This is a genomic window from Bradyrhizobium sp. 76, assembly GCF_023073025.1.
GTDB lineage: Bacteria > Pseudomonadota > Alphaproteobacteria > Rhizobiales > Xanthobacteraceae > Bradyrhizobium.
This window is the reverse complement of the sequence record NZ_JADPIS010000131.1, coordinates 83,234-107,991: the sequence shown is the minus strand read 5'-3', so window position 1 is coordinate 107,991 and position 24,758 is coordinate 83,234. Positions and strand designations below refer to the sequence as shown.

Here is a 24,758-nt window from a genome sequence, read left to right as displayed (position 1 = left end):
TCAAATGGGAGGAACTAAATGGCTGAAATCGTCGTGCTGTATAAAACGCCCACGGATGCTGCGGCCTTCGACAAGTATTACGCCGAGACCCACATTCCGCTTGCCAAGAAACTTCCCGGCCTGAAGAAGTACGCCATCAGCAAGGGGCCGGTCGGCTCCCCCGCCGGACCGTCCGGAATCCATCTGGTCGCCATTCTCACCTTCGACAGCGCGGCCGACATCCAGGCGGCATTCGGCAGCCCGGAAGGCAAGGCGACCGGCGCTGACGTGCCGAAATTCGCCAGCGGCGGCGCCGACCTGCTGATCTTCGACACCAAGGAAGTGTGAGACGTGTGCAGGGGCGCTCGCACCTCGCGAGCGCCCCCGCCTATTCGATTCAACTTTCGTTGAAAGCCTGCCGTCGTTTATGACAGCGATGCAAATAATTCAGCCATGCGTTTTCGATTCGCACGATGACGCATGGCTGCGCACGCATGTGTGACGCCAGCGCGTGTGGCAATCTGATGAGGGCCGTAATATCAATCTCCCGAACTTGATGCAGAGAATAGGAGAGATGTCATGGTTCTTGGGTTGAGCTTGCCCGCCTTCACGCAGGTCCATGTCGTCATCAGCCTGATCGGCATCGCCGCCGGCCTCGTCGTGATGTTCGGCCTGCTCGGCTCGAAGCCGATGCCGGGCCTCACCGCGATTTTCTTAGCGTTCACGATCCTCACCAGCGCCACCGGCTTCCTGTTTCCGTTCAAGGAGCTGCTGCCGTCGCATATCATCGGCATCATCTCGCTGGTCCTGCTCGCGATCGCCTGCATCGCGCTCTACGGCATGAAACTCGCTGGCGTCTGGCGACCGGTCTACATCGTGACCGCGATGATCTCGCTGTATTTCAACGTCTTCGTGCTGGTGATCCAGTCGTTCCTGAAGGTGCCGGCGCTCGCCGCGCTCGCGCCCGCCGTGGCGCCGGCGCCGCCCGGAGGCCCCGTGTTCGCCGTGGTGCAGGGCCTCGTGCTGGTGTTCTTCGTGGTGCTCACCATCGGCGCCTGGCGCCGCTTCAAGCCGATGGCGTTCGCTTGATCATTCAAGGAGCCTGACAATGCCCACCATCACCACCAAGGACGGCGTCGAGATCTTCTACAAGGACTGGGGAAGTGGCCAGCCGATCGTGTTCAGCCATGGCTGGCCGCTGTCGGCCGACGACTGGGACGCGCAGATGATGTTCTTCGTGACGCGCGGCTATCGCGTGATCGCCCATGACCGTCGCGGCCATGGTCGTTCGTCGCAGGTCGCCGACGGCCATGACATGGATCATTATGCCGATGATCTCGCGGCCGTGACCGCCCATCTCGACCTGAAGAATGCGATCCATGTCGGCCACTCCACCGGCGGCGGCGAAGTGGTGCATTACATCGCGCGCCATGGCGAGAACCGGGTGGCGAAGGCCGCGATCCTGTCCGCGGTGCCGCCGCTGATGCTGAAGACGGACGCGAATCCCGGCGGCCTGCCGAAGAGCGTGTTCGACGATTTCCAGGTACAGCTCGCTGCCGGCCGCGCCAGCTTCTACCGCGACATCGCGGCCGGCCCCTTCTATGGCTACAACCGTCCCGGCGCGAAGCCCTCGGAAGCGGTGATCCAGAACTGGTGGCGCCAAGGCATGATGGGCGGCGCGAAAGCCCATTACGACGGCATCGTCGCGTTTTCGCAAACCGACTTCACCGAGGATCTGCAGAAGATCAATGTGCCTGTGCTGGTGATGCACGGCGACGACGACCAGATCGTGCCTTACGCCGACTCCGCACCGCTGTCGGCCAAGCTTTTGAAGAACGGCACGCTGAAGACCTACAAGGGTTTCCCGCACGGCATGCCGACAACGCACGCCGAGACCATCAACGCGGACCTGCTGGCGTTCTTCAGGGAGTGAGCGGCCTCATTCCAATATCGCCCTGATCGCGTCGAAGGTGCGCTTGACGAAAGCTTCCGGCTTCTCCCGCGCTCCTCCGCCGATCCAGCTCTCGCCGCCGACGCGCATCGCGCCGGTGGCGATCATGGCGACGAGGCGTGCCTTCAACTGGTCCGATTTGGTTCTGGCGCGGTGGGCGAGCCCTTCGGCCAGCGCCCGCTCGAGCTTCTCGTATTTGAGTTGGTCGCGCGCCCGAAGCGCGGGATTGTCGCGCTTGAGCCGCGACATTGCCGCGGCCTCCGCCGGATCGATCCGCTTGAGCGCCGCCGCGATCGCGTTCTCCGCCGCGGTCAGCATGGTTTCGCCCGCCGGCCGCGCAACGACCTCCGCGACCAGCGCGGCGGCGGCGCCTTCCTGCCAGGCCGCGACGACGTCCTCTTTCGAGGCGAAATAATGGAAGAAGCTGCGTCGCGACACGTCGGCAGCGGCCGCGATGTCGTCGATGGTCGTGGCCTCGAAGCCGCGCTCCAGGAAGAGTGCCATCGCCCTGCGGGTCAACCGCTCGCGGGTCGCCTGCAATTTACGCTGGCGCAGGCCGGGGCCATCGGGGGATTTTGCTCCTGCCGGCAATGGCTTGGTGCGCTTGTTGACCGATTTCCCGGCGAGCTTCGAGAGCTTCAAATCATTTCACCACTTGCAAAGTTGCACCCAGTGCACATTTAGACCCGTCGCGGGCCGTTTCCCAGCCCCGACGGAGCTATGGCATGACCGACTGGACCACGGCAGACATCCCCTCCCTCAGCGGCAAGACTGCCGTCGTGACCGGAGCGACGGGCGGCCTCGGCTACGAGACGGCGATGGCGCTGGCGGGCGCCGGTGCCATTGTCATACTCACGGGGCGCAACGACACAAAGGGCCTGCGCGCGATCGATGGCATTTGCGAGCGCTTTCCCAATGCGCTGATCGCCTACGAGCATCTCGACCTCGCCAGTCTCGCCTCCATCGCCGATTTTACCAGGCGCTTCGCCGCCAGCAACGAGCAGCTCGACCTGCTCGTCAACAATGCCGGCGTGATGGCGCTGCCGAAGCGGCAGCAGACGGCGGACGGTTTCGAGATGCAGCTCGGCACCAATTATCTCGGTCATTACGCGCTCACGGCGCAGCTGTTGCCGCAGCTTCGTCGTGCGAAGGCGGCTCGGGTCGTCAACCTCTCGAGCCTTGCGCACCGCTCCGGTTCGATCAATTTCGACGATCTGCAGGCTAGGCATTCCTATCGTCCGTGGCGGGCTTATTGCCAGTCCAAGCTGGCGATGCTGATGTTTTCGCTGGAGTTGCAGCGCCGCAGCCTCGCCGCAGACTGGGGTCTGACGAGCCTTGCCGCACATCCCGGCTACGCGCGGACCGATCTGATTTCGAACGGGCCGGGTGCGAACACGTTCCAGTCGCGCGTGAGCCGCTGGCTGCAGCCCTTCATCAGCCAGTCTGCCGCAGAAGGCGCGCTGCCGACCTTGTTGGCGGCGACCTCGCCGGCCGCGGAGCCCGGCGGCTATTACGGCCCGAACGGGTTCTACGAATTGAAGGGGCCACCGCGGCCGGCGAAGATCATGCCGAAGGCAAAGGATTTCGCCTCGGCAGCCATGCTGTGGGATGTCTCGGCGACTTTGACCGGTGTATCCTTCGACGAGATCGCGGCCGCCGCATGAGCCGCGGGCCTGTCGGGGAGGTCCCGATGCAGATCATCATCTTCGGCGCGACCGGCATGGTCGGGCAGGGCGTCTTGTGCGAATGCCTGGTCGATGCCGGCATCGATCGCGTGCTCGTGGTCGGCCGCAGCCCGAGCGGCGTGCGCAACGCCAAGCTCACCGAGATCACGCACGGCGATTTCATGGACTACTCGGCGATCGAAACGCAGCTCACCGGCTTCGACGCATGCTTCTTCTGCCTCGGCGTCTCCTCGATCGGCATGAGCGAGGAGCGCTACCGTCAACTCACCTATGACCTCACGCTCGCAGCGGCGACCGTCCTGGCCCGGCTCAATCCGCAGATGACATTCGTCTATGTCACGGGTGCCGGCACCGATTCCACCGAGCAGGGTTCGCGGATGTGGGCGCGGATCAAGGGCAAGACCGAGAACGATCTCCTCAAGCTTCCGTTCAAGGCGGCCTACATGTTCCGGCCCGGTGCGATCCAACCGCTCCACGGTGCCCGCTCCAAGACCGCGTGGGTGCAGGCCGTGTATGCGGCAACCTGGCCACTGTGGTCGGTGCTGCGCCGGCTCTCGCCGCGGTTCGTCACCTCGACCGAGCAGATCGGCCGTGCCATGATCCGGGTTGCGCGGGAGGGGTATCCGCGAAAGGTGCTGGAGATGGAGGATATCAATAGCCTCTAGTCCGGTGGGGCGTTAGTTGTAGGGAAATTTCGTCGGCCGCCCGCGTTGAGCCCCGTCCGCCCGAAGCAGAAAGCGCCGTCGATGTCTCCCCAGCTCAAACTGATCGCACTCGACGCCGACGACCTCTCCGTGATCTCGGCCCACGTCCAGGACGCCCGCGTGCAGCCCTCGGACATCATCTGGCGGCAAAGCGAAAAGCGGCTGGTCGTCGGCATGAGCCGGTTGGACTGGGAGCAGACGCTGGACGGCGAGGCCGAGCCGCGCCGGCTGGTGGCCGCCCTCCGTTTCGACCGCGTGCTCGCCTGCAAGTCGCGCAACATCGACCTCGACGCGCTGGACACTGTCCTGGACCTCGTCGGCATCGAATTCCACGGCCAGGATGCCCCCCCCGGCGGGAGCGCGCTGCTGCTGTTTGCCCAAGGCGGCGCCATCCGCCTCGACGTCGAATGCCTTGAATGCGAGCTGACTGATCTGGGGGCGGATCAGCTGGGGACGGGGTTGGAGGCTGAAGCGCAGGGGTGAGGTGGCATGCCAAGGCCACGCATTCCGCTTTTGCCAGGACGACGCCGGAGGGGAACGGCCCGGCCCAAGGGTTGACGCAGCTTCCCCGCCGCGCCATTGAGCAGGGGCCTGGTGAGCCAAGCCGCGCCCCCAAAAACCAGTTAGAAGCCAAGATGCCCGTTCGTCTCGACCGCAGCAGCGCCGATTTTGACCAGCGATTCGGGGCCTTCCTCGCCGCCAAGCGCGAGGCCTCGGCCGACGTCGAGGCGGCCGCGCGTGCCATCGTCGACGACGTGGCGAAGCGGGGCGATGCCGCCCTGCTCGAGGCCACGGCAAAGTTCGACCGGTTGACGCTCGATGCATCCGGCCTGCGCGTCACCGCCGCCGAGATCGAGGCCGCGGTGAAAGCCTGCGATGCAGCGACACTGGATGCGCTCAAGCTCGCGCGCGATCGCATCGAGACCTATCACAGCCGCCAACTGCCGAAGGACGAGCGCTTCACCGATCAGCTCGGCGTCGAGCTCGGCTGGCGTTACACCGCGATCGAATCCGCCGGCCTCTACGTGCCCGGCGGCACCGCGGCCTATCCGTCCTCGGTGCTGATGAATGCGGTGCCGGCAAAGGTCGCGGGCGTGGCGCGTCTCGTCATGGTGGTGCCCTCGCCCGACGGCAAGCTCAATCCGCTGGTGCTGGCGGCGGCAAAGCTTGGCGGCGTCACCGAGATCTATCGCGTCGGCGGCGCGCAGGCGATTGCCGCGCTCGCGCATGGCACCGCGACGATCGCGCCTGTCGTCAAGATCGTCGGACCCGGCAACGCCTATGTCGCCGCGGCAAAGCGGCTGGTGTTCGGCAAGGTCGGCATCGACATGATCGCCGGTCCCTCCGAGGTACTTGTCATCGCCGATGACACCGGCAATGCCGACTGGATTGCAGCCGACCTGCTGGCCCAGGCCGAGCACGATGCCAGCGCGCAGTCGATCCTGATCACCGATTCCGCGCGCCTTGCCGCCGATGTCGAAAAGGCCGTCGAGGCGCAGTTGAAGACGCTGCCGCGCGCCGCGATTGCCAGTGCCTCGTGGGCCGATTTCGGCGCCATCATCATGGTGAAGAACCTCAACGACGCCATTCCGCTCGCGGATGCGATTGCCGCCGAGCATCTCGAGATCATGACGCAAGATCCCGACGCGCTCGCCGCAAGGATCCGCAACGCCGGCGCCGTGTTCCTCGGGCCGCATACACCGGAGGCGATCGGCGACTATGTCGGCGGCTCCAACCATGTGCTGCCGACGGCGCGCTCGGCACGATTCTCGTCGGGTCTTTCGGTGCACGATTTCCTCAAGCGCACTTCGATCCTGAAATGCGGCCCGGATCAGCTGCGTGCGCTGGGTCCGGCCGCGATGATTCTCGGTAAGGCGGAGGGCCTAGATGCCCATTCGCGCTCGATTGGATTGCGCCTCAATTTGTCATGACCCAGCCGCCCGAACAGGACGACTCGACCAATCGCATCGTCGGCGTCACGCTCGACGAGGACTCGATCGGCCGTTCCGGGCCCGACATCGAGCATGAGCGCGCGATCGCGATCTACGATTTGATCGAGCAGAATTTGTTCGCGCCGGAGGGCGCCGACGGGAAGGGGCCGTTCACGCTGCATATCGGCATCACCGGCAGCCGGCTGATGTTCGACATCCGCCGCGAGGACGGCACGCCCGTGGTCGCGCATCTGTTGTCGCTGACGCCGTTCCGGCGGATCGTGAAGGACTATTTCATGATCTGCGACAGCTACTACCAGGCGATCCGCACGGCGACGCCGGACAAGATCGAGGCCATCGACATGGGCCGCCGCGGCATTCATGACGAGGGATCGCGTACGCTGCAGGAGCGCTTGAAGGGCAAGGTGCGGGTCGATTTCGAGACCTCGCGCCGGCTGTTCACGCTCATTACTGTCCTGCACTGGAAGGGTTAAGCGCGATGGCGGGTCCGCCACGCGCACGCGATCCGCAATCGGTGCTGTTCGCCTGCGCCATGAACAGCGTGCGCTCGCCGATGGCGGAGAGCCTGCTGCGGCACATGTTTCCGCAGGGCCTCTACGTGAAGTCGGCCGGTGCCAGGCGCGGCGAGCTCGATCCGTTCGCGGTGTCCGTGATGGCCGAGCTCGGCCAGGACATCTCCACCCACAAGCCGCAGACCTTCGAGGAGCTGGAGGACTGGGAGGGGCTCAATTTCGACCTGATCATCACGCTCTCGCCGGAGGCGCACCACAAGGCGCTGGAGCTGACCCGCACGCTCGCCGCCGACGTCGAGTACTGGCCGACGCAAGATCCCACCACCATGGAAGGTAGCCGCGACCAGAAGTTGGCTGCCTATCGCGACGTCTGCGACCAGCTCCTGATGCGCATTCGCCGGCGGTTTTCGAAGGTGGGCGCGGCGAACGGCTAGCATTCGGCGCCCGTAACACCCGCGTCACAGACTGCGGGCACACGCATCCTGTACCCGTCGAATCAGTAAAGTCCGGGTTCCCGGGTTGTGAAATCAGCCCCCGTCCGATAGGTTCCGCGCGCAATTCACCCCCTGCTTCATTCCCCAAATCACCTGATGCTCGGCCGCCCCAAATTCGTTCTCGCCTCCGGTTCGCCGCGGCGCCTGTCGCTGCTCAACCAGGCCGGCATCGAGCCGGACGCGCTCCGGCCCGCCGACGTCGACGAGACGCCGAAGCGGGGCGAGCTGCCGCGCGCCTGCGCCAACCGGCTGGCGCGGGCCAAGGCGGATGCGGCGCTCAAATCGGTTCAGCTCGACGACGAGCTGCGCGGCGCCTTCATCCTCTCCGCCGACACGGTGGTGGCGGTCGGCCGCCGCATCCTGCCCAAGGCCAACCTGGTCGACGAGGCCGCGCAATGCCTGCGGCTGCTGTCGGGCCGCAACCACCGCGTCTACACCGCCATCACCCTGGTGACGCCGCGCGAGGCCTTCCGCCAGCGCCTGGTCGAGACCCGCGTCCGCTTCAAGCGCCTCTCGGAAGACGACATCCAGGCCTATATCGGCTCCGGCGAATGGCGCGGCAAAGCCGGCGGCTACGCCGTGCAGGGCATCGCCGGGTCGTTCGTGGTCAAGATGGTGGGGTCCTACACCAACGTGGTCGGCCTGCCGCTCTACGAGACCACCACGCTGCTTGGCGGCGAAGGTTTCCCGATCCGCTTCGGCTGGCTCAACGCCACCGCCATCTGAGCCGACAAGCCGCTCCTGCAAAAAATCTCGAAAACAACCCCATGCACAGTAGAATTGCCCCGCGGAGATCTGGCCGGGACGCCTGCGCCTTCGCCGGAGGAACCCTTTGGCGACAGGCTCTTGAACTGGCTCGCATGTGTAAGCTGAGCACCTCATGGACGACCCGGTGAAAAAGCCCGCAAGCTCCCTCAAAACCTGCCCGATCTGCGGCAAGCCGCAGTCCGAGGCCACCCGCCCGTTCTGCTCCTCGCGCTGCCGCGACGTCGATCTGAACCGCTGGCTGAAAGGCTCCTATGTCATTCCAGGCCGGGATGACGAGGCAGATGGGGAAGAATAGCCCTGTTCTATCAAGTATTTAAATTGTCGATGCACCGCCACGCGGCGTTGCCTCCGAGCCACGTCCCGCCTTGTGCACAGCCGAGCCGCGCCCGGCTAAGCCACTTGGCGAAGCCGGGTGGACAGGCAGCCTTCAGCCCACTATAAACCGCCCGCTCGATGGGCTTTGGCCCCTCTTTTGGAGCACGCCCAGGTAGCTCAGTTGGTAGAGCATGCGACTGAAAATCGCAGTGTCGGTGGTTCGATTCCGCCCCTGGGCACCATTTCGCTCTCCACGGGCAACACTTCCCTAGCGCCAAGCCTTGACCAGCCGGCTCGCGCAGCAATCCATTCCGGAGCCAGATCTCGCCCGCTCGTTGCTGGCACTCTGCTTGCTCAGCCAGGACCAAAGTCTGGCCTCGGAAGAGAGGCCGTTTCAGGTTGAGGCAAGTGATGCAAGAAATGTCCCGTTCTGGTGCTGCTGGCGAATTCCGGCTCGATGCGTTGGTCGCCGATTTGTGGTGGCGCGTTCGGCTCATCAACACCGACATTCTCGAGGAAGAGGCGAGAGCAGGGGTGTTTGACCCGCTTCAGCCGACATACCCGCTTCTTGCGCTTAATCTTCGCGCGCGACGCGACAATTTGGTCTCGACGATCGGCGTGCTCGAGCAGCGTGCGCGATCAACGTCGGAAGCGGCTTGAGGGTTCGTTCACACCGGAAACGTCAGCGACGTCAGCTTCGGCGCGCGAATACCAGCTGACGGACGTCGATCTTTTCGGCCCTGAAACCTGCCTCGCAGTAGCACAAATAATATTCCCACAGCCGTCGGAACGGCTCGTCGAACCCGAGTGAGGTCAGGTCCGTCCAGGCATGGCCGAAGCTCGTTCGCCAGACCGCGAGCGTCTTGGCGTAGTCCTGTCCAAAGACCCGCTCGCGGATCAGAGGCATCTGCACGCGTTCGCCGAGCGAGCGCAGGACATTCGGCGAAGGCAGCATCCCGCCCGGAAAGATGTATCTCTGGATGAAGTCCACGCGCCGCCGGTAGCTGTCAAAGAGCTCGTCGCGGACGGTGATCGCCTGGATGCCGGCAAGACCGCCCGGCTTGAGCCGTTGATGCAGTTGATTGAAGTATGTCGGCCAGAACGGCTCGCCGACCGCCTCGATCATCTCGATCGAGGCGATACGGTCGAACTGTCCGTCCTGATCGCGGTAATCCTGCAACCGGATTTCGACCTTGTCGCCGAGCCCGGCTTCGTGGATTCGCCGGCTGGCGAATGCGTGCTGCTCCTTGCTGATGGTGAGCGCCAAGACCTTGGCGCCGCAAGTTTTGGCGGCATATTCGGCGAAGCCGCCCCAGCCGCACCCGATCTCGAGCAGGGTATGGCCGGGCCGTAGCTCGATCGCCTTCGCCAGTTGTTCGTATTTGTGCCGTTGAGCGGCGAGCAGGTCGGTCGCATCGGGCGAGAACAATGCCGACGAGTAGGTCATGCTCGGATCGAGCCAGGCCGCAAAGAAAGCGTTGCCGAGATCATAATGGGCGTGGATATTCAGCCGCGATCCCAGTCGCGTGTTTCGGCGCAACCGATGCAGCGCGCGCCGGCAAAGCCGGACCAGTGCATTGCCAGCGAAGGCGCTGTCGACCAGATCGTCGTTCAGACAGAACACGTAAAGCAGCTGGGAGAGATCCGGTGTGCTCCAATCGCCTCGAATGTAAGCCTCGGCCATGCCGATATCGCCGCCCAGGACCAGGCTTCGCGCGAAGGCGTAGCTGTTGAGCTCGATGGTCGCCGACGGCCCCGGATGCGTTCCCCGCAGCACCACCGTTCTGCCGTCGGGAAGGCGAACATCCACGGTGCCGAGCTTGAGCCGCGAGGCAAGCCGCAGCGCGAGCCGCGCGAGCAAGGGAACGTCATCGAAACGAGCAGTCTGGTGAGTGGCTGCGAGGTCCATGGCTTCACATTCAGCGTTGGTTCGGACGGGGAACGTAAGGAACATTTTTCAGCCAAAGCCGGATCGCTTCCCAATGGATGGCCACGACGACCTTGAAGGTGAGAAGTGGCAGGGTGACGAGCGTCGCCAACAGCGAGCGGCTGGTCAGCGGGCGACGTTGCCCGGAGAATGCGGCGGTAAATATCGCACCGTGCTCATCGGTCTGCACGATTCTGACCTTCACTTGCTGGTCGGGCGGAGCAATGCTGAAGCGATACTTCGTTTGCATCTCCATGAATGGCGAGACGTAGAACTCCTTCGCCTGGCATTGTCGTATGGCACCGCCGGCAGCAGCGTCCTCCACTGGAAGGATGTAGGAATGGATTTCGCCAAAAGTGTTGCGGACTTCGTAGATCAGCAGCGCAAGATTGCCGCAGCTGTCATGGCAGAAGTAGATCGAAAGCGGATTGAATACGTAGCCGAAGAGCCGCGGATAGCACAAAAGGAGGATGCGCCCTCCCGACAGATCGATATCGCGTTGTTCGGCCAGGCGTCGCACATGGTTGCTCAAGGATGCGCCGTCACGCTTGCCGTGATCGGATTCGTGGAAGCTGAAGACCGACGCGCGATTGATGCCGAACAGGCGAGACTGGCGATCCGCTTCATCAAGCCGGTCGAGGTCGATGAGCAGGTTCATGACCCGGTAAGCGAACCTGTGGCGCACGGGTCGCATGCGGGCGTGCATCACCCTGCCCAGGTAGAGCGCCGCCGCAGATGACGTCGCCGTTCGTTCTGGGGCGCCCGGTTGCAACATGTTCTACTCAGCAGCCTGCGCCAGCAACGCGCCGGACTGCCGCCACGGCACCGCACTGCCAAGTGCCTCGGCGACGGCGATGCCGGAGCGCAGGCCATCCTCATGGAATCCGTAGCCGGTCCACGCGCCGCAAAACCAGGTGCGGCGGCGTCCCTGGATTTCGGGGAGATTCCTCTGCGCGGCGAACGCGCCCGCGTCATATTGTGGATGCGAGAATGTGAACTTGCCGAAAGTGAGATGAGGCGCCGGCTCGCAAGGGGGATTGAGGCTGACGAATAGCGGCTTGAGGTCGTCGATGCCCTGCAGCCGGTTCATCCAGTAGGTCACGGCGACGTCGTTCTGGGCAGGCGTTTCGCGTTGCCAGCGCAAGAAGTTCCAGGATGCCCATGCATTGCGGCGTTTCGGCATAAGATTGATGTCGCGGTGCAGATAGGCCGTGTTTGGAGCGTAACGGATCGCGCCGAGAATGGATCTCTCGCGTGGGTCGGCATCCGACAGCATCGCCAGGGCCTGATCGCTGTGACAGGCCATCACGACAGCGTCGTAGGAGTCCTGATGGCCGTGACTGTCGCCGATCGTCACGCCGTGCTCGGTGCGATGGATTGATGTGACCGCGCAGCCGAGCCGGATGCTGGCCTTGAACCTGGCCGTGAGTTTCTCGACATAGCGCCGGCTGCCGCCCTGCACGGTCCGCCAGAGCGGTCGATCCAGATGCAACAGCCGGTGATTGTCGAAAAAGGCGATGAAGTTTTCCGCGGGAAAGTCAAGGATCTCGGCCGAGGGCGACGACCAGATGGCGGCCCCCATCGGTCCCAGATAATCGCTGAACAGGCGCGGGCTGAACGCTTGCTTGCGCAGATATTCGCCGAGTGTGAGGTTCTGGAGCCGGCCGGCCCGCAAGTCGGAGACGCTTTCCTTGTTGAAGCGGCGGACCTCTGCCAGCATGCGAAAATACGACGGGGAGAAGAGGTTACGCGGGTGGGCAAACAGGCCGGAGGCGACCTGCAGGAAGGTCTCGCCGCCGCCCCGCCACTCGAATCGGCCATGGTCGGCCGACATCGCGAAGCTCATGCATGTCTCCTCGGTCTTTACACCCAGGTGCGCGAACAGAGACGTCAATTCCGGGTAGTTCGGCTCGTTGAACACGATGAAGCCGATGTCGACGTCGATCTCTTCGCCATCGTAGTCAACGCGCACTGTATGACTGTGTCCGCCCGGTCGCAATTCGCGCTCGTAGACGGTCACGGCATGACGTTCGGACAGGAGCCACGCGGCGGCATTGCCGGCAATTCCCGTCCCGATCACCGCCAAACGCATGCTTTATCGCCCCCAATACCACCAGCGACGGCCGGAACATCCGGTTTCGGGCCAATGTCGTCCGCCGCCCGGCTCAGAACAGCTCCAATAGCTGACCTGTCCACCCGCGCTTGAGGAAACGTTCCAGCGGACAGCGTGGATCACCCGCGAAACCGGGGCACGGGACGGACGTAAGGATCCGAGTTTGGGTATGGTGAGGCATGGATTTCCTGCAAATACTGATCGTCGCCGGCATCGCGCTTGCGCTTTCGCTGTTGATGGGGCTGGCCTGGATCGTTCAGCAGCGAACCGGCAATTCCGGGTGGGTCGACACGATCTGGACCTATTCCGTGGGCGTGGTTGGGGCGGTGGCGGCCCTTTTGCCATTCGGCGAGGCTCTGCAAGTGCGTCAGATGCTCGTAGGCGGGCTCGTGCTGCTTTGGTCGGTGAGGCTCGGGACGCATATCGCCCGGCGCGCCGCAGCGGGTATCGACGATCCGCGATATGCAAGCTACGCGCAGGAATGGGGCTCACAGGCGCCGCTTCGCATGTTTGCTTTCCTGCAGTCGCAGGCCTTCGCCTCGGTGCCGCTGCCATTCGCGGTCTTCCTGGCTGCACACGCTCCACGGGCCGCCCTGGGCGTTCAGGACTATGCGGGCGCCGCCATCATGCTTGCGGCCGTCGCAGGCGAGGCGATCGCCGACGAGCAATTGCGAAGCTTCAAGCGCAACAAGGCAAACGCGGGCCTGGTCTGCAACATCGGGCTTTGGCGCTGGTCGCGTCATCCGAATTATTTCTTCGAATGGCTCGGATGGCTCGCCTATCCGATGATCGCGCTGTCGCCGGGCTACGCATGGGGCTGGGCGAGCCTGATCGCGCCGGCGATCATGTACTGGATACTCGTGCACGTGACCGGAATACCCCCGCTCGAAGTCCAAATGCTGCGATCCCGCGGCCGCCGGTATCGGGACTATCAGGCACGCACCAGCGCTTTCTTTCCACGGCCGCCCAAGAAGGTGCCGGAATGATCGGAGTTCCGGCCGCACGATCTGGTTCAAGGGCGTGACAGGGTTGTGCGGCAAGGCGGAACGACCGCGCCGCGTGATCCAGCGAGGGCTTCACGTCGTTTACAGCCGATGCCTTTGTTAAACCGGTTGCGACACCGGAGGGAGACCGGACATGAGCCTGCTTTTCACATATCTGTCGGTGGCTGCGACCTTCGTTGCGCTCGACATGATCTGGCTCAAGACCATGGTCGAGAGACTTTACCGGCCGGTGCTGGGCGACATGTTGCGGTCGCAGCCCGACCTCGCCGCCGCTGCAGTGTTTTATCTGGCGTATCCCGTCGGCCTGATCTGGTTCGCGGTGCTGCCGGCTCAGCAGGATGGGGGCGCGCTGCGTGCCTTCATGTCCGGCGTGATGCTGGGCTGCTTCACCTATGCGACCTACGATCTGACCAACCAGGCCACGCTGAGGAATTGGTCGACGGCACTCACTGTTGCGGATGTGGGCTGGGGATCCGTCCTCGCCGGTGTCAGCGCCTGGACCGGATTTCTCGTCGCTCAAAAAATAGCGCATTGATCATGGACGGGACGCACAACGGGGCGCTGCGGCACGATGGCGACCGTAAGCGCGGCAGATGGTACCGATGCGCCGGTTTCCTGTTTCTGGTTCCTGCCGCGGGGATTCTGATCGGGGTCCTAAACCGTCCGGGAGCGTGGTACGCGGCGCTCAACAAGCCATCCTTCAATCCGCCGGATGCGGTGTTCGCACCGGTCTGGACGGCCCTGTTCCTGATGATCGCCGTGGCGGGATTCCGCACCTTCGAGGCGGAGCCGCGCGGAACGACCATGAGAATATGGGGCCTGCAGCTGATCCTGAATTTTGCATGGTCTCCCATTTTCTTTTCGCTTCATCGCATGGACGTGGCGCTCGGCGTCATTGTTGCGCTGTTTGCTGTGATCCTTGCCTTTGTCTGGCGCCAATGGGCGAACGATCGGCTGGCAGCGGCGCTTTTCATTCCCTACGCCGGCTGGGTGGGTTTTGCGACCTTGCTGAACATCTCGCTGCTCCGCCTCAATTAGGATCGGCGCGCAGAACTGACTTCACGCGTCGAACGGACGAGCGTGGCGCCGAATCAGGGATCCGTCGCTCCATCGCACTCGTCAAAGGCCTCTCTGGTCGCCGCGATCTTGTCGGAGAGCGATGTGAATGCGATCTGGACACTCCGCTTGGCATCGTCGTCAAGCACGAGGTGCGCAAGATCGACCAGTCGATGGCCGAAGCGCTCCATGACAGCGAGCAAATGATCGAGATCTTCCGCGGGCTGGTTGGCCGCCAGACCGTCGACCTCTCTCACCATCTGCTCGAGTCTCGCAACGGAGGACACAAGCGGATCCTGGTGTCCACGGATGGGGAATTCGATGATCTCTGCGGCCACGCGCGGGTTCCTTGCCTGCTTCAGGCTGCAGCCGATGCGGCAAGGCAGTCCTTGCGTACCGCCAGAAGGGTTCGGTGCAACCAGGTCTTGATGGTGCCGACCGGCACACCGAAGCGCCGCGACAAGCTCGCACGGCTCTCACCCTCGAGATAGGCCAGCGCCACCAGCCTGCGGCGGTCTTCCGGCAAACGAGCCAGCACGCTGCGTGCGATCGGTTCGGCGCGGGCGTAGTCGAAATCGTCGATCGCCGGCTGATCAGCACTTGTCGGAACCAGCAGCGCCTCGTCCAGCTCGTGAGTCGGCAGTCTTCTGACCCGCAGATGGTCGATGGCGGTATTCCGCGCGATGGCGGACATCCAGGTCATCGCCGAAGCACGGTCGCCGTCGAACCGACCCGCGTTGCGCCAGATCTTCAGATAGGCTTCCTGAAGAATGTCCTCGATGTCGTGGGGCGGAGTTCCGACGGCGAGCGCAGTCCTGCGCAGCCTGCTCCGCGTCAGCATGTGCAGCGCTGCGAAGGCTTGTGCGTCGCCCGCCGAAACGCATGCCAACAATTCGGGCAATGTTTCGCTCTGCGCCTGCGTCAGGCTTAAGCCGGCCATGACCTGTCTCCCTTGCGTTTCCTTCGAAACGCTCCGGGCGCGCGTTCGGATCACCCGGCGGAAGAAGGAGGCGAGCGGATCAAAGCCGCACGAATGGCCCGATCAGCCTGCCAAGCAGGCCGTTCATGCGCAGGTCGCCCGTCATTGCGACAAGGCAAACACATGGGCCCTCGTCGCCCACCAAAGGTCGATGGTCGATCTCGTCGTCGCCATAGTCGAAATCACCCGGACCAAACCGGCCGCCCTGGTGGCTGAAGCTGCCCTCGAGCACGAGGGTCAATTCGGTTCCGGTGTGCGTGTGTTCGAGCATGCGCGTCCCCGGCGCGGAGCGAAGCAGAAATGCCCGCGCCGTGCCCGATCCGGACAACTCGATCGGTCGCATGCTCAGACCCGGAGCGATGCGCCTGCGCTTGCCGATGCGGTAGTTTCGCAGCGCCGCCGGAATATCCTGCTCGCTGCCGCGAGCGGCCTCGGAAGTCCGCGCCGCTCGCTCTTCAGGAGCGTCGTGAATGCGCGACATCACCTGCTCGAACGCATCCGATGCGACCGGCACCGGCTCGACATCTTCAAGAGCCAAGCCGCCAAGTTGCTCGATGGCCTGCACGAACCGGCCGCACCGAGCGCAACCCGCAACGTGCACCCCTACCACCAATTGATGGGCTTCTTCCAACCTGCCGGCCGCAAAGTCGGCCAGAAGATCTTCCGGTGGATGATGGCTGATCGTCATGCTTCTTCGTCCAATATGTCTCTCAGGCGGTTCATCGCCAGCCTGATCCGCGACTTCACCGTTCCGAGCGGAATGCCGAGCAGGCTCGCGATTTCCGGGTGCGGCCTCTCCTCGATGAACGACAATCTCACCACCATGGATTGCTCCATCGAGAGCTGCCTGACGGCCGAATTGATCCGCGCCGCGTCCTGCACGCGGGACATAACGGCGTCCGCGGGTTCCGCAGGATCCGGCGTCTCGGGAAGCTCAGAGGTGCGCCGCAGGCGGTCTGCCCGCGCTCTGCTGCGGAACAAATCGATGCGCAAATTGCGCGCGATGGTGAATATCCATGCCGCTGCCCCGGCCGTCGTAGGATCGAACTGGCCTGCCTTCCGCCAGACGGCGATCAGGGTATTTTGAGCAATCTCCTCCGCCTCGTCCGAACTGCACCCGGCCTTCAGCATCAGTCCCTTGATGCGCGGCGCGAAATGCTCGAACAGGCGCTTGAAGGCCTCCCGGTCTCCGGCCGAGGCGACGCGTCCGATCAGATCAGCCCAATCCACCTTTGTGTTCGGCCCTTTGTTCGCGCCAGTCGACAGCCGCGCTTCGATCCTCCGGGGAAAACCAGCCTTCGCCCGGAATGGCGCATCTAAAGCTCGGATAGCAGCGATCATAGCGCCTCGACAAGCGACCTGTGGGTCTGGGAACGAACGAGGACTGGCCCTGGATCACCGCGGAATGGTCATTCCGAAAGGTTCCGGCGCCGTCCGCGCAGAGGTCCGGCCGACCGCGCGCCGTCTCTCCCGGGCCTCACACCGGAAACGTAAGCGATTTCGCGAGCCTGACCAGATCGACCTGGCGCCGGCAGCCCGTCTTTTCGAAGACGTGAATAAGGTGGCTTTTCACAGTGCTGACGGAAACGCCGAGCAAGGCCGAGATCGCGTCTCGCGTGTGTCCCTCGCAGATGAGCTCGAAGATGCGGATCTCGGCCGGCGTCAGGTCATAGAGCTGGTTGAGCGCATCGTGAGGCAATCGCGGCGGGCCGGAGGCGGACGTCACGAACACGGCGGCAGCGGCGCTCTGGATCAGACCGGATCGCGTGTGGCTGCGTCGCAACGGCAGAACGTGGATGACGAGAGGGTCATCGCCTTGGCGCGGGATCGGGATGCCGATGCCTTTTTGCCCGAGCGCCGCCTCGTCCTTTGCCGCCTGCGCGACGGCTGATTGCAAAGCGGCCGTGGTCGCTGCGGATTGAACCGCGATCCGGCCATGCCTTGCCACGATCGGATCGCCGGCCGCGAGCATCGCCGCGGCTGCGGCGTTGGTGTGAACGATGTTCGAATCCTCGTCGGCCAGGACGACGCCGACCGTCAGGGCCTCCACCGTCGCCGAGAATGTGTTGGCTTCCACCGTCTTCATGTCGAACAGATTGCTGATCGTCACGGCGCGGCGGATGTGAGGCGCCAGAAGGCGCAATCCGTCGACCTGCGCATCGTCAATGCGGCCTGCCGACTCATGCTGGCTGAATATCGCATTTCCAACCATCGTCCTGTCGCGTACGAGGCAGACGGCAACGGCGTCGAACAAGCCCTTGGGCAGGGCCCATTCGCGATAATAGCGGTTGCTGGAAATGATGTCCGGCCGGACCGCCTGGGATTGAACGATCGGCTCGCCGAGCGGATATTGCTGAATGCGCTCGGCGCCGCCCCAGAGCTCGATGATATCGGGGCCGTAGCCGACCCCGTTCTGGGCCATCTGGGCCAGGTCGGACCCAGACACCGCGTTGACGACGGCCTTCATGTTGGTGAGGCTGGCGACCGAGAGCGCGCCGGTGGCAAAGCCGAACTCGGCGCAAATCTCATCCAGAACGGCGGTCCAGCGTTCAGGCGCGATCACACAATCGTAGACCACGCCGATGAGGTCAGAGAACTTCTCGACCGAAGCCTGCTGCATTCCAAACCACTCACTTCAAAATCACTGGACGACGGAGCGTACCGTCACCCCGAGCTTCCCTACACCGGAAACGTCAGCGACCTTGCCAGCCTGACCAGGTCGACTTGGCGCCGGCAACCTGTCTTTTCGAAGACGTGCAAGAGGTGACTTTTCACGGTGCTGACCGACACTCCGAGTTGCGACGAGATCGCGTCGCGTGTCTGTCCATCGCAGATGAGCTCGAAGATGCGAATTTCGGCCGGCGTCAGATCGTAGAGCTGGATGAGAGCATCGTGAGGCAGCTGCGGCGGACCGGAGGCAGATGCCACGAACAGAGCGGCGGCGGCGCGCTGGACCAGGCCGGCCCGCATGTGGCCGCGTCGCAGCGGCAGAACGTGAATGACGAGAGGATCTCCGCTCGAGCGGGGGATTGGGATGCTGATGCCTTTTTGGCCGAGTGCCGCCTCGTCCTTTGCTGCTTGCGCGATGGCCGATTGCAACGTGCTGGTGGTGGTCGCCGATTGAACGGCGATCCGGCCACGTCGAACCAGAAGTGGATCGTTTGCCGCGAGCATGGCTGTGGCTGCGGCATTGGTGTGAACGATCTTCGAATCGTCGTCCGTCAGAACGACTCCGACTGTCAGGGCCTCCACTGTCGCGGTGAATGTCGCGGCTTCCACGGTCTTCATGTCGAACAGATTGCTGATGATCACGGCGCGGCGGATGTGAGGTGCGAGAACGCGCAATCCGCTAACCTGCGCATCGTCAATGGCCCCGTCCGACTGATGCTGACTGAATGTCGCATTGCCGATCATTGTTTTTTCGCGAACGAGGGCGACGCCGACGGCGTCGAACAAGCCCTTGGGGAGAGCCCATTCCAGGTGATAGCGATTGCCGAGGACTATTTCCTCCGGGACCGCTTGGGATCGAATGATCGGTTCTCCAAGCGGATATTGCCGGATGCGCTCAACGCCGCCCCAGAGTTCGACGATATCAGGCGCATACTCGATGCTGGTCTGGGCCATCGTCTGGACAGGGTCGGTCCCGGAGGCGGCATTGACTCCGATCCTCATGTTCGTGAGGCTATATGCCGATAGCACGGCGGTCGCGAAGCCGAGCTCCGTGCGAATCTCGTTTAGAACGCCCGTCCAGCGTTCCGGCGCGATCACGCAGTCGTAGATCGCGCCGATGAGGTCCGAGAACTTCTCGACAGAAGCCTGCTGCATTACAAACCACTCACTTGAAAATAACGGACGTCACGTGAACGCTAGTTTAGGAGTGGCTTCATCGCCTATGGTGTATTTCACAATCCTGAGGTCGTGATCTTATCACCGTGATTCCGTGGCGCAAACGGGAACACCGAACACAATGCTTATGGCCTGATTAAAACTGCGGCAGACGCGACGTTGATTGCAAACCGGCAGGGCGTATCAGGATTCGACGATGCAATGATATTGGGCGCGAGATGTCCTTGTCTCGGGGCCGCGGAGGCCCGTCCGCCGGGCGTCGACGAATCATAATAGATCGTGAGGGTCGCCGTCCGGCCTCTCCTCCGATCGGACGATGGCACGGCTGACAGCGCATCGATCATCGCCGGGTGATCGACGACACATATCATTCGAGCTGATCAATCTAGCTTGGTGTCAGGTGGCTCGCAGTGATCCACCAAGCAAAGGCAAAACTCATGCGCAACTACATTCTCGTGGCTCTTGCAGCGATCGCACTGGCGAACGTGGTGACGCCTTCGAACGCGACGACCATCGTCCGCGACCATCGCGACCCGCCCGTCGTCCGCGACCATCGCGATCAACCCATCGTCCGGGATCACCGGACTCACCCCGAGGTCCGCGACCACCGCCACTAAGCATCCTGGCGACGGAGCCGAACTGAGGAGGTTCGGCTCCGTTTCGCATCATGGATCGTCTGCGCGTGGCGCCTACGTCCATTCGCGATTGTGAGGCTTGAGAGCGAGCCACGCCGGCGCTCTCATGCTATTGCTGCCTCGCAACGACGCGAGGACACCCATGCTCCCCCTTCCCGCCGATATCTTCACCGAGCCCGAGGACGTCTCGCCCGACGGCCTTGCCAATCTCGGCCCGCTCCGCCGTCTCGCCGGTGTCTGGCAGGCCGACAAGGGTATCGACATCAATCCGAAGGCGGAAGGGCCAGAGCGGCGGACCTTCATCGAGCGCATCCGGATGGACCCGATCGATCCCCAAGCCAACGGTCCGCAGCTGCTCTATGGGCTGCGCTATCACATCCATATCAACACGCCTGAGGAAGACATCACCTTCCATGACCAGGTCGGCTATTGGTTGTGGGAGCCCGCGACCGGGTTGATCATGCAGACGCTGGCGATCCCGCGCGGGCAGGTGCTGCTGGCGTCGGGCAAGGCCCGGCCGGACGACAAGGAGATCTCTGTCACGGCCAAGCGCGGCGACACCGCTTACGGGATCTGCTCGACTGATTTTCTGGAACAAGCGTTCCGCACCGACGCTTACCGCTGCGACATCACCTTCAACGACGACGGCAGTTGGACCTATCTGATCCAGACCGAGTTGTTCGTGCGCGGCGCGCCGTTCAACCATCGCGACACCAACACGCTCAAACTCGTCGCGCCGCCAAAGCTCAATCCCCTCGCGGTGATCGTGAACGATCGCGCCACGGGGAGTGAGAAGGGCAATGAGCCGGCCGCCTGAGCGCGGCCCGGAGATGCGCATGAAGCCTTACGTCATCTGTCTGATGCATTCGAGTCTGGACGGCCGCACCCATCCGAGCCGCTGGCGCCCGAAGGGACCAGGATCGGACTGGTTCGAGAAGATCCACGACGAGCTCGGCGGCGATGCCTGGGTGATCGGCCGCGTCACCGGCTCGGAGTTCGCCAAGCGCGAGCCTTATCCGGCGACGACGGACGCGAAATTTCCGCGCGAAAACTGGTTCGCGCGACGTGACGCGAAAACCTATGGCGTCGTGCTCGATGCGAAGGGCAAGATCGGCTGGGGCCGTTCCGATATCGGCGGCGATCCGATCGTCGTCGTGCTGACCGAGAGCGTCTCCGATTCGCATCTCGCCGGGCTCCGCGGCGAGGGCGTGTCCTATATCTTTGCCGGCAAGTCCGAGATCGACCTCGCACTGACGGTGGACATTCTCAATCGCGAGCTCGGCGTGAAGCGCCTGCTGGTGGAGGGCGGGGGCGTCGCCAACGGCGCGTTCCTGCGTGCCGGCCTGATCGACGAGTTCAACCTGATCCTCAGTCCCGCGATCGACGGCGCCAGGGGCGCGCCCTTCGTGTTCGATTCCACGGACTCCGAGGGCGACCGGCGTGCACCGTTGAACGCGATGACGCTGGAGAGCACGCGGGATCTCGGCGGCGGTGTCCTGCTGCTGCGCTATCTGATCCAGAACGATCCGCAGGCCGTGGGCGAGTAACAGCACCGCCATGTCCGTAACATCAGAGCATATCGTCATCGTCGGTGCCGGCGCGGCCGGCCTGATGGCGGCGCGCCTGCTGGCGCGCGCGGGCAAGACAGTGACGATCCTGGAGGCGCGCGAGCGCTGCGGCGGCCGCATTCACCCGCTGTCTGCTTCGGAGTTCGGCTACCCCGCCGATGGCGGCGCCGAATTCGTCCACGGCGAGGCGCCGGTTACGCGCGCGTTGCTGCGTGAGGCCGGGTTGTCCCTTCAGGAGATCGAAGGCGAGCGGTGGGGCTTTGACGGCGCAGACATCGTGCGCGAGGATCGCCACGATCCGCATGAGGCTGAGCTGCACGCCGTGGTTCGGGAATTGAACGACGACCTCACCGTCGCCGATTTCCTGCGCCGGCATTTTTCCGGCGATGAGCACGCGCGGCTGCGCCATGCGATCGAGCGAATGGTCGAGGGCTACGATGCGGCCGATCCCGAGCGCGCTTCGACGCTGGCGCTGCGCGAGGAATGGATGGCTGGCGGGCACTCTCCGCAGGCGCGGGTCAAGGGCGGCTATGGTGCGATGATCGAGTTCCTGACGGCCGAGTGCCGCAAGCTTGGCGTGATTTTTCGCTTCGGCTGCGTGGTGTCGGCGATCGAGGAGGAGGGCGGCGCGCTCGCCGCTCGCTGTGTCGGCGGCGGGGTACATGGCTGCGATCGCGTGATCCTCACTGTTCCGTTGCCGTTGCTGCGCGAGATCGCGCTCCCGGAGAGCGCGCGCGTGAAAGCGGCGTCTGCCGACGACATCGGCTTCGGCAACGTAATAAAAATCCTGCTGCACTTCAGGCGGCCATGGTGGCGCGAGCGCAAGGAAGAGCTTGCGGACATGAGCTTCCTTTTGACCGACCAGGCCATCCCGGTGTGGTGGACGCAATATCCGAACCGGCATCCCGTGCTGACCGGATGGTTCGGCGGCCCGCGCACGGCAGCGCTGGCGCAGCTCGACCCGCAAGCGCTGATCGATGCCGGGCTCGTTTCGCTTGCGACCGTCTTCGGCCTCTCGCGCGAAGATCTCGCGCACGAGCTCATCGCGGCCGTTGCGACAAACTGGGCGCACGATCCCTACGCCCGCGGCGCCTATTCCTGGGCGACGCCGCGAACGCGCGAGGCGCAAACGATCCTCGCGCGCGCCGACGGGCCGGTGCTGTTCTCCGGCGAGGCGCTCTATCGCGGAGCCGACATGGGCACGGTCGAAGCGGCGCTGGTGAGCGGTCAGCAGACGGCGGGGATGATCTTGCGGGGATAGGCTGACGGGCAAAAAAAGGCCCGCATTTCGCGGGCCTTTCGTCTTACCAGCAGCCGTCTTACCAGCGACTGCCGCCGAAGCCGAACGTCACGCTGGGACCGCCGCCGCCATAATATCCGTACGGTCCGCCGCCGTAATATCCGTGGTGCCGCGGATAATAGCCGTAGCTCCGGTAGTGCGGACGATGAAATCCGTGATGGTGGTGAGGACGCCAGTGATGGCGATGGCCGTGATGGTGGTGCCTGTGCTGCGCGCTGATGTCGGTTGATTGGGCGGCTGGCGCGTTCTGTTTCGCGGTTGAATGATTGGCCGCGTTCGCCGCCGATCCGCCGGCAAGCGCCGCAGCACCGACGGCCATCGCGACAAAGAGATACTTCATGTCATCACTCCAGTTGAATGTCGTGTGACAACACATGGTCAGCCGGCGCGTTCCGGCCAGTGCGGGCGTCGAAACGACGCAGTTTCCTCGGCGCCCGATTCGCGCGGCTGCGTGCGTCTCGTGAGATTTATTGTCGCATCACCAACGTCGATCGCAACCTGCCGTTTCTAATGCTGGCATTGCGCGCTGAGCTTGTCGGCGAGCTGCGGAAACGAGACCGGCTCACGACCGATCACTACGAATGCACCTGGGACCTGCTGTCGAGCATTCCCTCGCTCGAACGTCCCGGCCTCAGCGTGCGCGAGGAAACCGTCGCGTTCAACACCGAGAACCCCGCGCATTCGCAGGCGCGGCTGGTCGATCGCAACCGCTTCAAGCTCGACGTCTCGCGTATGGGGTTTTCCGGGCGTGACCGGCTCGAGTTGCTGCGGCTCACGGAGGCCTCGGAGGAGACGCTCGGCAACAGCCGCATCACCGACTGGCTGTCGCCCAAATTTTTCGAGTCCAATTTCTGGTACATGTGGCAGACCACTTTCGCCTTCCAACCCTGGCACAGCGCGGTCGAGCTGAAACGCTATCTGCATCGCTTCATGAACGAATTCCCGCGCATCGAGACTCTCGCCGGCGTCAAGCGCACCGTCTACAACCAGTATGACGCGATCGTGCGGCCGCTTGCCGGCTGGCTTAAAGGGCAGGGCGTGCAATTCGTGCGCGGCACCGCCGTCACCGACATGGCGATCGAGAGCGAGGACGGACGCTTGCGGGTGCGCCAGCTCGTACTCGACCGCGACGGCCGCACCGCCAATGTCCAGCTCGAGGACGGCGATCTCGTGTTCTTTCAGAACGGCTCGATGACGGACGCCTCGAGCCTGGGCTCGATGACCGAGCCGGCTCCGCGCCTGACCAAGTCCGACAGCCGGGGTTGGGCCCTGTGGGAGAAAATCGCGAAGGGCCGTCCAGAATTCGGCAAGCCGTCCGCGTTCAACGCGTCGATCCCGGAATCCTATTGGCAGTCATTCACTGTCACCTGCCGCGATCCGCGCTTCTTCGACAAGATGGAGGCGTTCTCCGGCAACAAGGCCGGCACCGGCGGTCTCGTCACGTTCAGGGACTCCAATTGGCTGATGTCGGTGGTGCTGTATCATCAGCCGCATTTCGCCGGACAGCCGAACAACGTGCAGGTGTTCTGGGGCTATGCACTGCATCCCGACCGCGTCGGCAATTTCGTGGCCAAGCCGATGTCCGATTGCGGCGGCGCCGACATCCTGAAGGAGCTTTGCGGTCACCTGAATTTCGACCCTGCCGTGTTCGAGGATGCGATCTGCGTTCCCTGTCGCATGCCCTACATCACCAGCATGTTCATGCCGCGCACCGCTGACGACCGGCCGCTGCCGGTGCCCAGGAATTCCGTCAATCTCGCCTTCGTCAGCCAGTTCGTCGAAATCCCCGATGACGTCGTGTTCACCGTCGAATATTCGGTGCGCGCGGCGCAGATGGCGGTCTATCAGCTGATGAAGATCGATCGCCCGGTGCCGCCGGTGACGCGGCACGACAAATCGCTTGCGGTGATCTTCGCGACGCTGGAAAAGGCGTTCACGTGACGGGCGGAGCGACTTGAACGGCAGAGGGC

The 24,758-nt window shown here is 63.7% G+C and carries 30 protein-coding genes, 1 tRNA gene and 1 pseudogene; 21 read left to right on the top strand and 11 right to left on the bottom strand.

Annotated features, from left to right (window positions below):
• The first annotated feature begins 18 nt into the window (after positions 1-18).
• The 3 genes from IVB48_RS33800 (at position 19) to IVB48_RS33790 (ending at position 1,912) form a co-directional block, all read left to right on the top strand.
• Positions 19-327, top strand: coding sequence for an EthD family reductase (locus IVB48_RS33800; protein ID WP_027565721.1), 309 nt, complete (start codon positions 19-21; stop codon positions 325-327).
• A 231-nt stretch (positions 328-558) separates the two neighbouring features.
• Positions 559-1,068 carry a hypothetical protein gene (locus tag IVB48_RS33795; protein ID WP_247406966.1) on the top strand — a complete coding sequence of 170 codons (510 nt, stop codon included), beginning with the start codon at positions 559-561 and terminating at the stop codon, positions 1,066-1,068.
• Positions 1,069-1,087: 19 nt separating this feature from the next.
• Positions 1,088-1,912: an alpha/beta hydrolase gene (locus IVB48_RS33790; protein ID WP_247406963.1), complete on the top strand. Its 825-nt coding sequence runs from the start codon at positions 1,088-1,090 to the stop codon at positions 1,910-1,912.
• A 6-nt stretch (positions 1,913-1,918) separates the two neighbouring features.
• Here IVB48_RS33790 and IVB48_RS33785 read toward each other — a convergent pair whose 3' ends face one another.
• A complete protein-coding gene (locus IVB48_RS33785) occupies positions 1,919-2,572 on the bottom strand; it encodes a TetR/AcrR family transcriptional regulator (RefSeq protein WP_247406961.1) in 654 nt (217 codons plus the stop codon).
• Between the two features lie 83 nt (positions 2,573-2,655).
• On the opposite strand from IVB48_RS33785, the gene IVB48_RS33780 reads away from it, so the two are divergent.
• From IVB48_RS33780 to IVB48_RS33735, 10 genes are all read left to right on the top strand, one after another.
• Positions 2,656-3,594: an SDR family oxidoreductase gene (locus IVB48_RS33780; RefSeq protein ID WP_247406959.1), complete on the top strand. Its 939-nt coding sequence runs from the start codon at positions 2,656-2,658 to the stop codon at positions 3,592-3,594.
• A 26-nt stretch (positions 3,595-3,620) separates the two neighbouring features.
• Positions 3,621-4,280 carry an NAD(P)H-binding protein gene (locus IVB48_RS33775; protein WP_247406958.1) on the top strand — a complete coding sequence of 220 codons (660 nt, stop codon included), beginning with the start codon at positions 3,621-3,623 and terminating at the stop codon, positions 4,278-4,280.
• An 81-nt stretch (positions 4,281-4,361) separates the two neighbouring features.
• Complete coding sequence (locus IVB48_RS33770) at positions 4,362-4,802, top strand: DUF2948 family protein (protein WP_247406955.1); 441 nt, start codon at positions 4,362-4,364, stop codon at positions 4,800-4,802.
• A 152-nt stretch (positions 4,803-4,954) separates the two neighbouring features.
• Positions 4,955-6,250 carry a histidinol dehydrogenase gene (gene hisD, locus IVB48_RS33765; protein WP_247406952.1) on the top strand — a complete coding sequence of 432 codons (1,296 nt, stop codon included), beginning with the start codon at positions 4,955-4,957 and terminating at the stop codon, positions 6,248-6,250.
• A complete protein-coding gene (locus IVB48_RS33760) occupies positions 6,247-6,744 on the top strand; it encodes a UPF0262 family protein (RefSeq protein ID WP_018453111.1) in 498 nt (165 codons plus the stop codon). Before hisD ends, IVB48_RS33760 begins: the two co-directional genes overlap by 4 nt.
• A gap of 5 nt (positions 6,745-6,749) precedes the next feature.
• On the top strand, positions 6,750-7,217 hold the full coding sequence (locus IVB48_RS33755; protein ID WP_247285704.1) for a low molecular weight phosphatase family protein: 468 nt from the start codon (positions 6,750-6,752) through the stop codon (positions 7,215-7,217).
• Positions 7,218-7,373: 156 nt separating this feature from the next.
• Positions 7,374-8,003 carry a Maf-like protein gene (locus IVB48_RS33750; protein WP_027565713.1) on the top strand — a complete coding sequence of 210 codons (630 nt, stop codon included), beginning with the start codon at positions 7,374-7,376 and terminating at the stop codon, positions 8,001-8,003.
• A gap of 154 nt (positions 8,004-8,157) precedes the next feature.
• Positions 8,158-8,340, top strand: coding sequence for a DNA gyrase inhibitor YacG (yacG, locus tag IVB48_RS33745; protein ID WP_247406949.1), 183 nt, complete (start codon positions 8,158-8,160; stop codon positions 8,338-8,340).
• Positions 8,341-8,526: 186 nt separating this feature from the next.
• Positions 8,527-8,602: transfer RNA gene (locus IVB48_RS33740), tRNA-Phe, on the top strand.
• Between the two features lie 169 nt (positions 8,603-8,771).
• Entirely contained in the window at positions 8,772-9,020 is a 249-nt protein-coding gene (locus tag IVB48_RS33735; RefSeq protein WP_247406946.1) for a hypothetical protein, read from the top strand.
• A 31-nt stretch (positions 9,021-9,051) separates the two neighbouring features.
• On the opposite strand, the gene IVB48_RS33730 is transcribed toward IVB48_RS33735, so the two are convergent.
• Genes IVB48_RS33730 through IVB48_RS33720 form a run of 3 tightly spaced genes read right to left on the bottom strand, consistent with a single transcriptional unit; the run spans position 9,052 to position 12,379 of the window.
• Entirely contained in the window at positions 9,052-10,269 is a 1,218-nt protein-coding gene (locus IVB48_RS33730; protein ID WP_247285707.1) for a cyclopropane-fatty-acyl-phospholipid synthase family protein, read from the bottom strand.
• A gap of 10 nt (positions 10,270-10,279) precedes the next feature.
• Complete coding sequence (locus tag IVB48_RS33725; RefSeq protein WP_247406943.1) at positions 10,280-11,062, bottom strand: DUF1365 domain-containing protein; 783 nt, start codon at positions 11,060-11,062, stop codon at positions 10,280-10,282.
• Positions 11,063-11,065: 3 nt separating this feature from the next.
• On the bottom strand, positions 11,066-12,379 hold the full coding sequence (locus IVB48_RS33720; RefSeq protein WP_247406940.1) for an FAD-dependent oxidoreductase: 1,314 nt from the start codon (positions 12,377-12,379) through the stop codon (positions 11,066-11,068).
• Between the two features lie 200 nt (positions 12,380-12,579).
• Between IVB48_RS33720 and IVB48_RS33715 the strand changes: the two genes are divergently transcribed.
• The 3 genes from IVB48_RS33715 to IVB48_RS33705 all read left to right on the top strand — a co-directional run bounded on the left by IVB48_RS33715 (position 12,580) and on the right by IVB48_RS33705 (position 14,442).
• Entirely contained in the window at positions 12,580-13,386 is an 807-nt protein-coding gene (locus IVB48_RS33715) for a DUF1295 domain-containing protein (protein ID WP_247406937.1), read from the top strand.
• A gap of 151 nt (positions 13,387-13,537) precedes the next feature.
• Complete coding sequence (locus IVB48_RS33710; protein WP_027565708.1) at positions 13,538-13,939, top strand: DUF2177 family protein; 402 nt, start codon at positions 13,538-13,540, stop codon at positions 13,937-13,939.
• A gap of 2 nt (positions 13,940-13,941) precedes the next feature.
• On the top strand, positions 13,942-14,442 hold the full coding sequence (locus tag IVB48_RS33705) for a TspO/MBR family protein (protein WP_247406934.1): 501 nt from the start codon (positions 13,942-13,944) through the stop codon (positions 14,440-14,442).
• A gap of 53 nt (positions 14,443-14,495) precedes the next feature.
• Here the strand turns inward: IVB48_RS33705 and IVB48_RS33700 are convergent, their stop codons facing one another.
• The 6 genes from IVB48_RS33700 to IVB48_RS33675 all read right to left on the bottom strand — a co-directional run bounded on the left by IVB48_RS33700 (position 14,496) and on the right by IVB48_RS33675 (position 19,207).
• Positions 14,496-14,798, bottom strand: coding sequence for a hypothetical protein (locus IVB48_RS33700; RefSeq protein ID WP_247406931.1), 303 nt, complete (start codon positions 14,796-14,798; stop codon positions 14,496-14,498).
• 20 nt (positions 14,799-14,818) lie between these two features.
• Positions 14,819-15,400, bottom strand: coding sequence for a sigma-70 family RNA polymerase sigma factor (locus IVB48_RS33695; RefSeq protein ID WP_035961032.1), 582 nt, complete (start codon positions 15,398-15,400; stop codon positions 14,819-14,821).
• Between the two features lie 79 nt (positions 15,401-15,479).
• On the bottom strand, positions 15,480-16,127 hold the full coding sequence (locus IVB48_RS33690; RefSeq protein ID WP_247285713.1) for a ChrR family anti-sigma-E factor: 648 nt from the start codon (positions 16,125-16,127) through the stop codon (positions 15,480-15,482).
• Positions 16,124-16,669 carry a sigma-70 family RNA polymerase sigma factor gene (locus IVB48_RS33685; protein WP_247407294.1) on the bottom strand — a complete coding sequence of 182 codons (546 nt, stop codon included), beginning with the start codon at positions 16,667-16,669 and terminating at the stop codon, positions 16,124-16,126. Before IVB48_RS33685 ends, IVB48_RS33690 begins: the two co-directional genes overlap by 4 nt.
• 247 nt (positions 16,670-16,916) lie before the next feature.
• Positions 16,917-18,059: a helix-turn-helix transcriptional regulator gene (locus IVB48_RS33680; RefSeq protein WP_247406928.1), complete on the bottom strand. Its 1,143-nt coding sequence runs from the start codon at positions 18,057-18,059 to the stop codon at positions 16,917-16,919.
• Positions 18,060-18,118: 59 nt separating this feature from the next.
• Positions 18,119-19,207, bottom strand: coding sequence for a helix-turn-helix transcriptional regulator (locus tag IVB48_RS33675; RefSeq protein ID WP_247406926.1), 1,089 nt, complete (start codon positions 19,205-19,207; stop codon positions 18,119-18,121).
• 515 nt (positions 19,208-19,722) lie between these two features.
• On the opposite strand from IVB48_RS33675, the gene IVB48_RS33670 reads away from it, so the two are divergent.
• The 4 genes from IVB48_RS33670 to IVB48_RS33655 all read left to right on the top strand — a co-directional run bounded on the left by IVB48_RS33670 (position 19,723) and on the right by IVB48_RS33655 (position 22,749).
• On the top strand, positions 19,723-19,902 hold the full coding sequence (locus tag IVB48_RS33670; protein WP_247406924.1) for a hypothetical protein: 180 nt from the start codon (positions 19,723-19,725) through the stop codon (positions 19,900-19,902).
• A gap of 160 nt (positions 19,903-20,062) precedes the next feature.
• Positions 20,063-20,737, top strand: a complete 675-nt coding sequence (locus IVB48_RS33665; protein ID WP_247406921.1) for a heme-binding beta-barrel domain-containing protein — start codon at positions 20,063-20,065, stop codon at positions 20,735-20,737.
• A 19-nt stretch (positions 20,738-20,756) separates the two neighbouring features.
• Positions 20,757-21,467, top strand: coding sequence for a dihydrofolate reductase family protein (locus tag IVB48_RS33660; protein ID WP_247407291.1), 711 nt, complete (start codon positions 20,757-20,759; stop codon positions 21,465-21,467).
• Positions 21,468-21,477: 10 nt separating this feature from the next.
• Positions 21,478-22,749 (top strand): NAD(P)/FAD-dependent oxidoreductase, encoded by a 1,272-nt coding sequence (locus IVB48_RS33655; protein ID WP_247406919.1) that lies wholly within the window; start codon positions 21,478-21,480, stop codon positions 22,747-22,749.
• A gap of 58 nt (positions 22,750-22,807) precedes the next feature.
• Here the strand turns inward: IVB48_RS33655 and IVB48_RS33650 are convergent, their stop codons facing one another.
• Positions 22,808-23,128 (bottom strand): hypothetical protein, encoded by a 321-nt coding sequence (locus tag IVB48_RS33650; RefSeq protein ID WP_247406915.1) that lies wholly within the window; start codon positions 23,126-23,128, stop codon positions 22,808-22,810.
• Positions 23,129-23,349: 221 nt separating this feature from the next.
• Here IVB48_RS33650 and IVB48_RS33645 point away from each other — a divergent pair.
• Positions 23,350-24,729 (top strand): annotated as a pseudogene (locus IVB48_RS33645) (oleate hydratase); the annotation flags it as partial.
• Between the last annotated feature and the right edge of the window lie 29 nt (positions 24,730-24,758).

Coding starts and splice junctions, on each gene's coding strand:
- IVB48_RS33705 (WP_247406934.1), top strand. CDS start 13,942: ATGGACGGGACGCACAACGGGGCGCTGCGGCACGATGGCGACCGTAAG.
- IVB48_RS33655 (WP_247406919.1), top strand. CDS start 21,478: ATGTCCGTAACATCAGAGCATATCGTCATCGTCGGTGCCGGCGCGGCC.
- IVB48_RS33695 (WP_035961032.1), bottom strand. CDS start 15,400: ATGGCCGGCTTAAGCCTGACGCAGGCGCAGAGCGAAACATTGCCCGAA.
- IVB48_RS33715 (WP_247406937.1), top strand. CDS start 12,580: ATGGATTTCCTGCAAATACTGATCGTCGCCGGCATCGCGCTTGCGCTT.
- IVB48_RS33730 (WP_247285707.1), bottom strand. CDS start 10,269: ATGGACCTCGCAGCCACTCACCAGACTGCTCGTTTCGATGACGTTCCC.
- IVB48_RS33690 (WP_247285713.1), bottom strand. CDS start 16,127: ATGACGATCAGCCATCATCCACCGGAAGATCTTCTGGCCGACTTTGCG.
- IVB48_RS33725 (WP_247406943.1), bottom strand. CDS start 11,062: ATGTTGCAACCGGGCGCCCCAGAACGAACGGCGACGTCATCTGCGGCG.
- IVB48_RS33760 (WP_018453111.1), top strand. CDS start 6,247: ATGACCCAGCCGCCCGAACAGGACGACTCGACCAATCGCATCGTCGGC.
- IVB48_RS33660 (WP_247407291.1), top strand. CDS start 20,757: ATGAAGCCTTACGTCATCTGTCTGATGCATTCGAGTCTGGACGGCCGC.
- IVB48_RS33650 (WP_247406915.1), bottom strand. CDS start 23,128: ATGAAGTATCTCTTTGTCGCGATGGCCGTCGGTGCTGCGGCGCTTGCC.
- IVB48_RS33780 (WP_247406959.1), top strand. CDS start 2,656: ATGACCGACTGGACCACGGCAGACATCCCCTCCCTCAGCGGCAAGACT.
- IVB48_RS33670 (WP_247406924.1), top strand. CDS start 19,723: ATGCGCAACTACATTCTCGTGGCTCTTGCAGCGATCGCACTGGCGAAC.
- hisD (WP_247406952.1), top strand. CDS start 4,955: ATGCCCGTTCGTCTCGACCGCAGCAGCGCCGATTTTGACCAGCGATTC.
- IVB48_RS33775 (WP_247406958.1), top strand. CDS start 3,621: ATGCAGATCATCATCTTCGGCGCGACCGGCATGGTCGGGCAGGGCGTC.
- IVB48_RS33665 (WP_247406921.1), top strand. CDS start 20,063: ATGCTCCCCCTTCCCGCCGATATCTTCACCGAGCCCGAGGACGTCTCG.
- yacG (WP_247406949.1), top strand. CDS start 8,158: ATGGACGACCCGGTGAAAAAGCCCGCAAGCTCCCTCAAAACCTGCCCG.
- IVB48_RS33790 (WP_247406963.1), top strand. CDS start 1,088: ATGCCCACCATCACCACCAAGGACGGCGTCGAGATCTTCTACAAGGAC.
- IVB48_RS33800 (WP_027565721.1), top strand. CDS start 19: ATGGCTGAAATCGTCGTGCTGTATAAAACGCCCACGGATGCTGCGGCC.
- IVB48_RS33750 (WP_027565713.1), top strand. CDS start 7,374: ATGCTCGGCCGCCCCAAATTCGTTCTCGCCTCCGGTTCGCCGCGGCGC.
- IVB48_RS33710 (WP_027565708.1), top strand. CDS start 13,538: ATGAGCCTGCTTTTCACATATCTGTCGGTGGCTGCGACCTTCGTTGCG.
- IVB48_RS33755 (WP_247285704.1), top strand. CDS start 6,750: ATGGCGGGTCCGCCACGCGCACGCGATCCGCAATCGGTGCTGTTCGCC.
- IVB48_RS33680 (WP_247406928.1), bottom strand. CDS start 18,059: ATGCAGCAGGCTTCGGTCGAGAAGTTCTCTGACCTCATCGGCGTGGTC.
- IVB48_RS33770 (WP_247406955.1), top strand. CDS start 4,362: ATGTCTCCCCAGCTCAAACTGATCGCACTCGACGCCGACGACCTCTCC.
- IVB48_RS33735 (WP_247406946.1), top strand. CDS start 8,772: ATGCAAGAAATGTCCCGTTCTGGTGCTGCTGGCGAATTCCGGCTCGAT.
- IVB48_RS33720 (WP_247406940.1), bottom strand. CDS start 12,379: ATGCGTTTGGCGGTGATCGGGACGGGAATTGCCGGCAATGCCGCCGCG.
- IVB48_RS33795 (WP_247406966.1), top strand. CDS start 559: ATGGTTCTTGGGTTGAGCTTGCCCGCCTTCACGCAGGTCCATGTCGTC.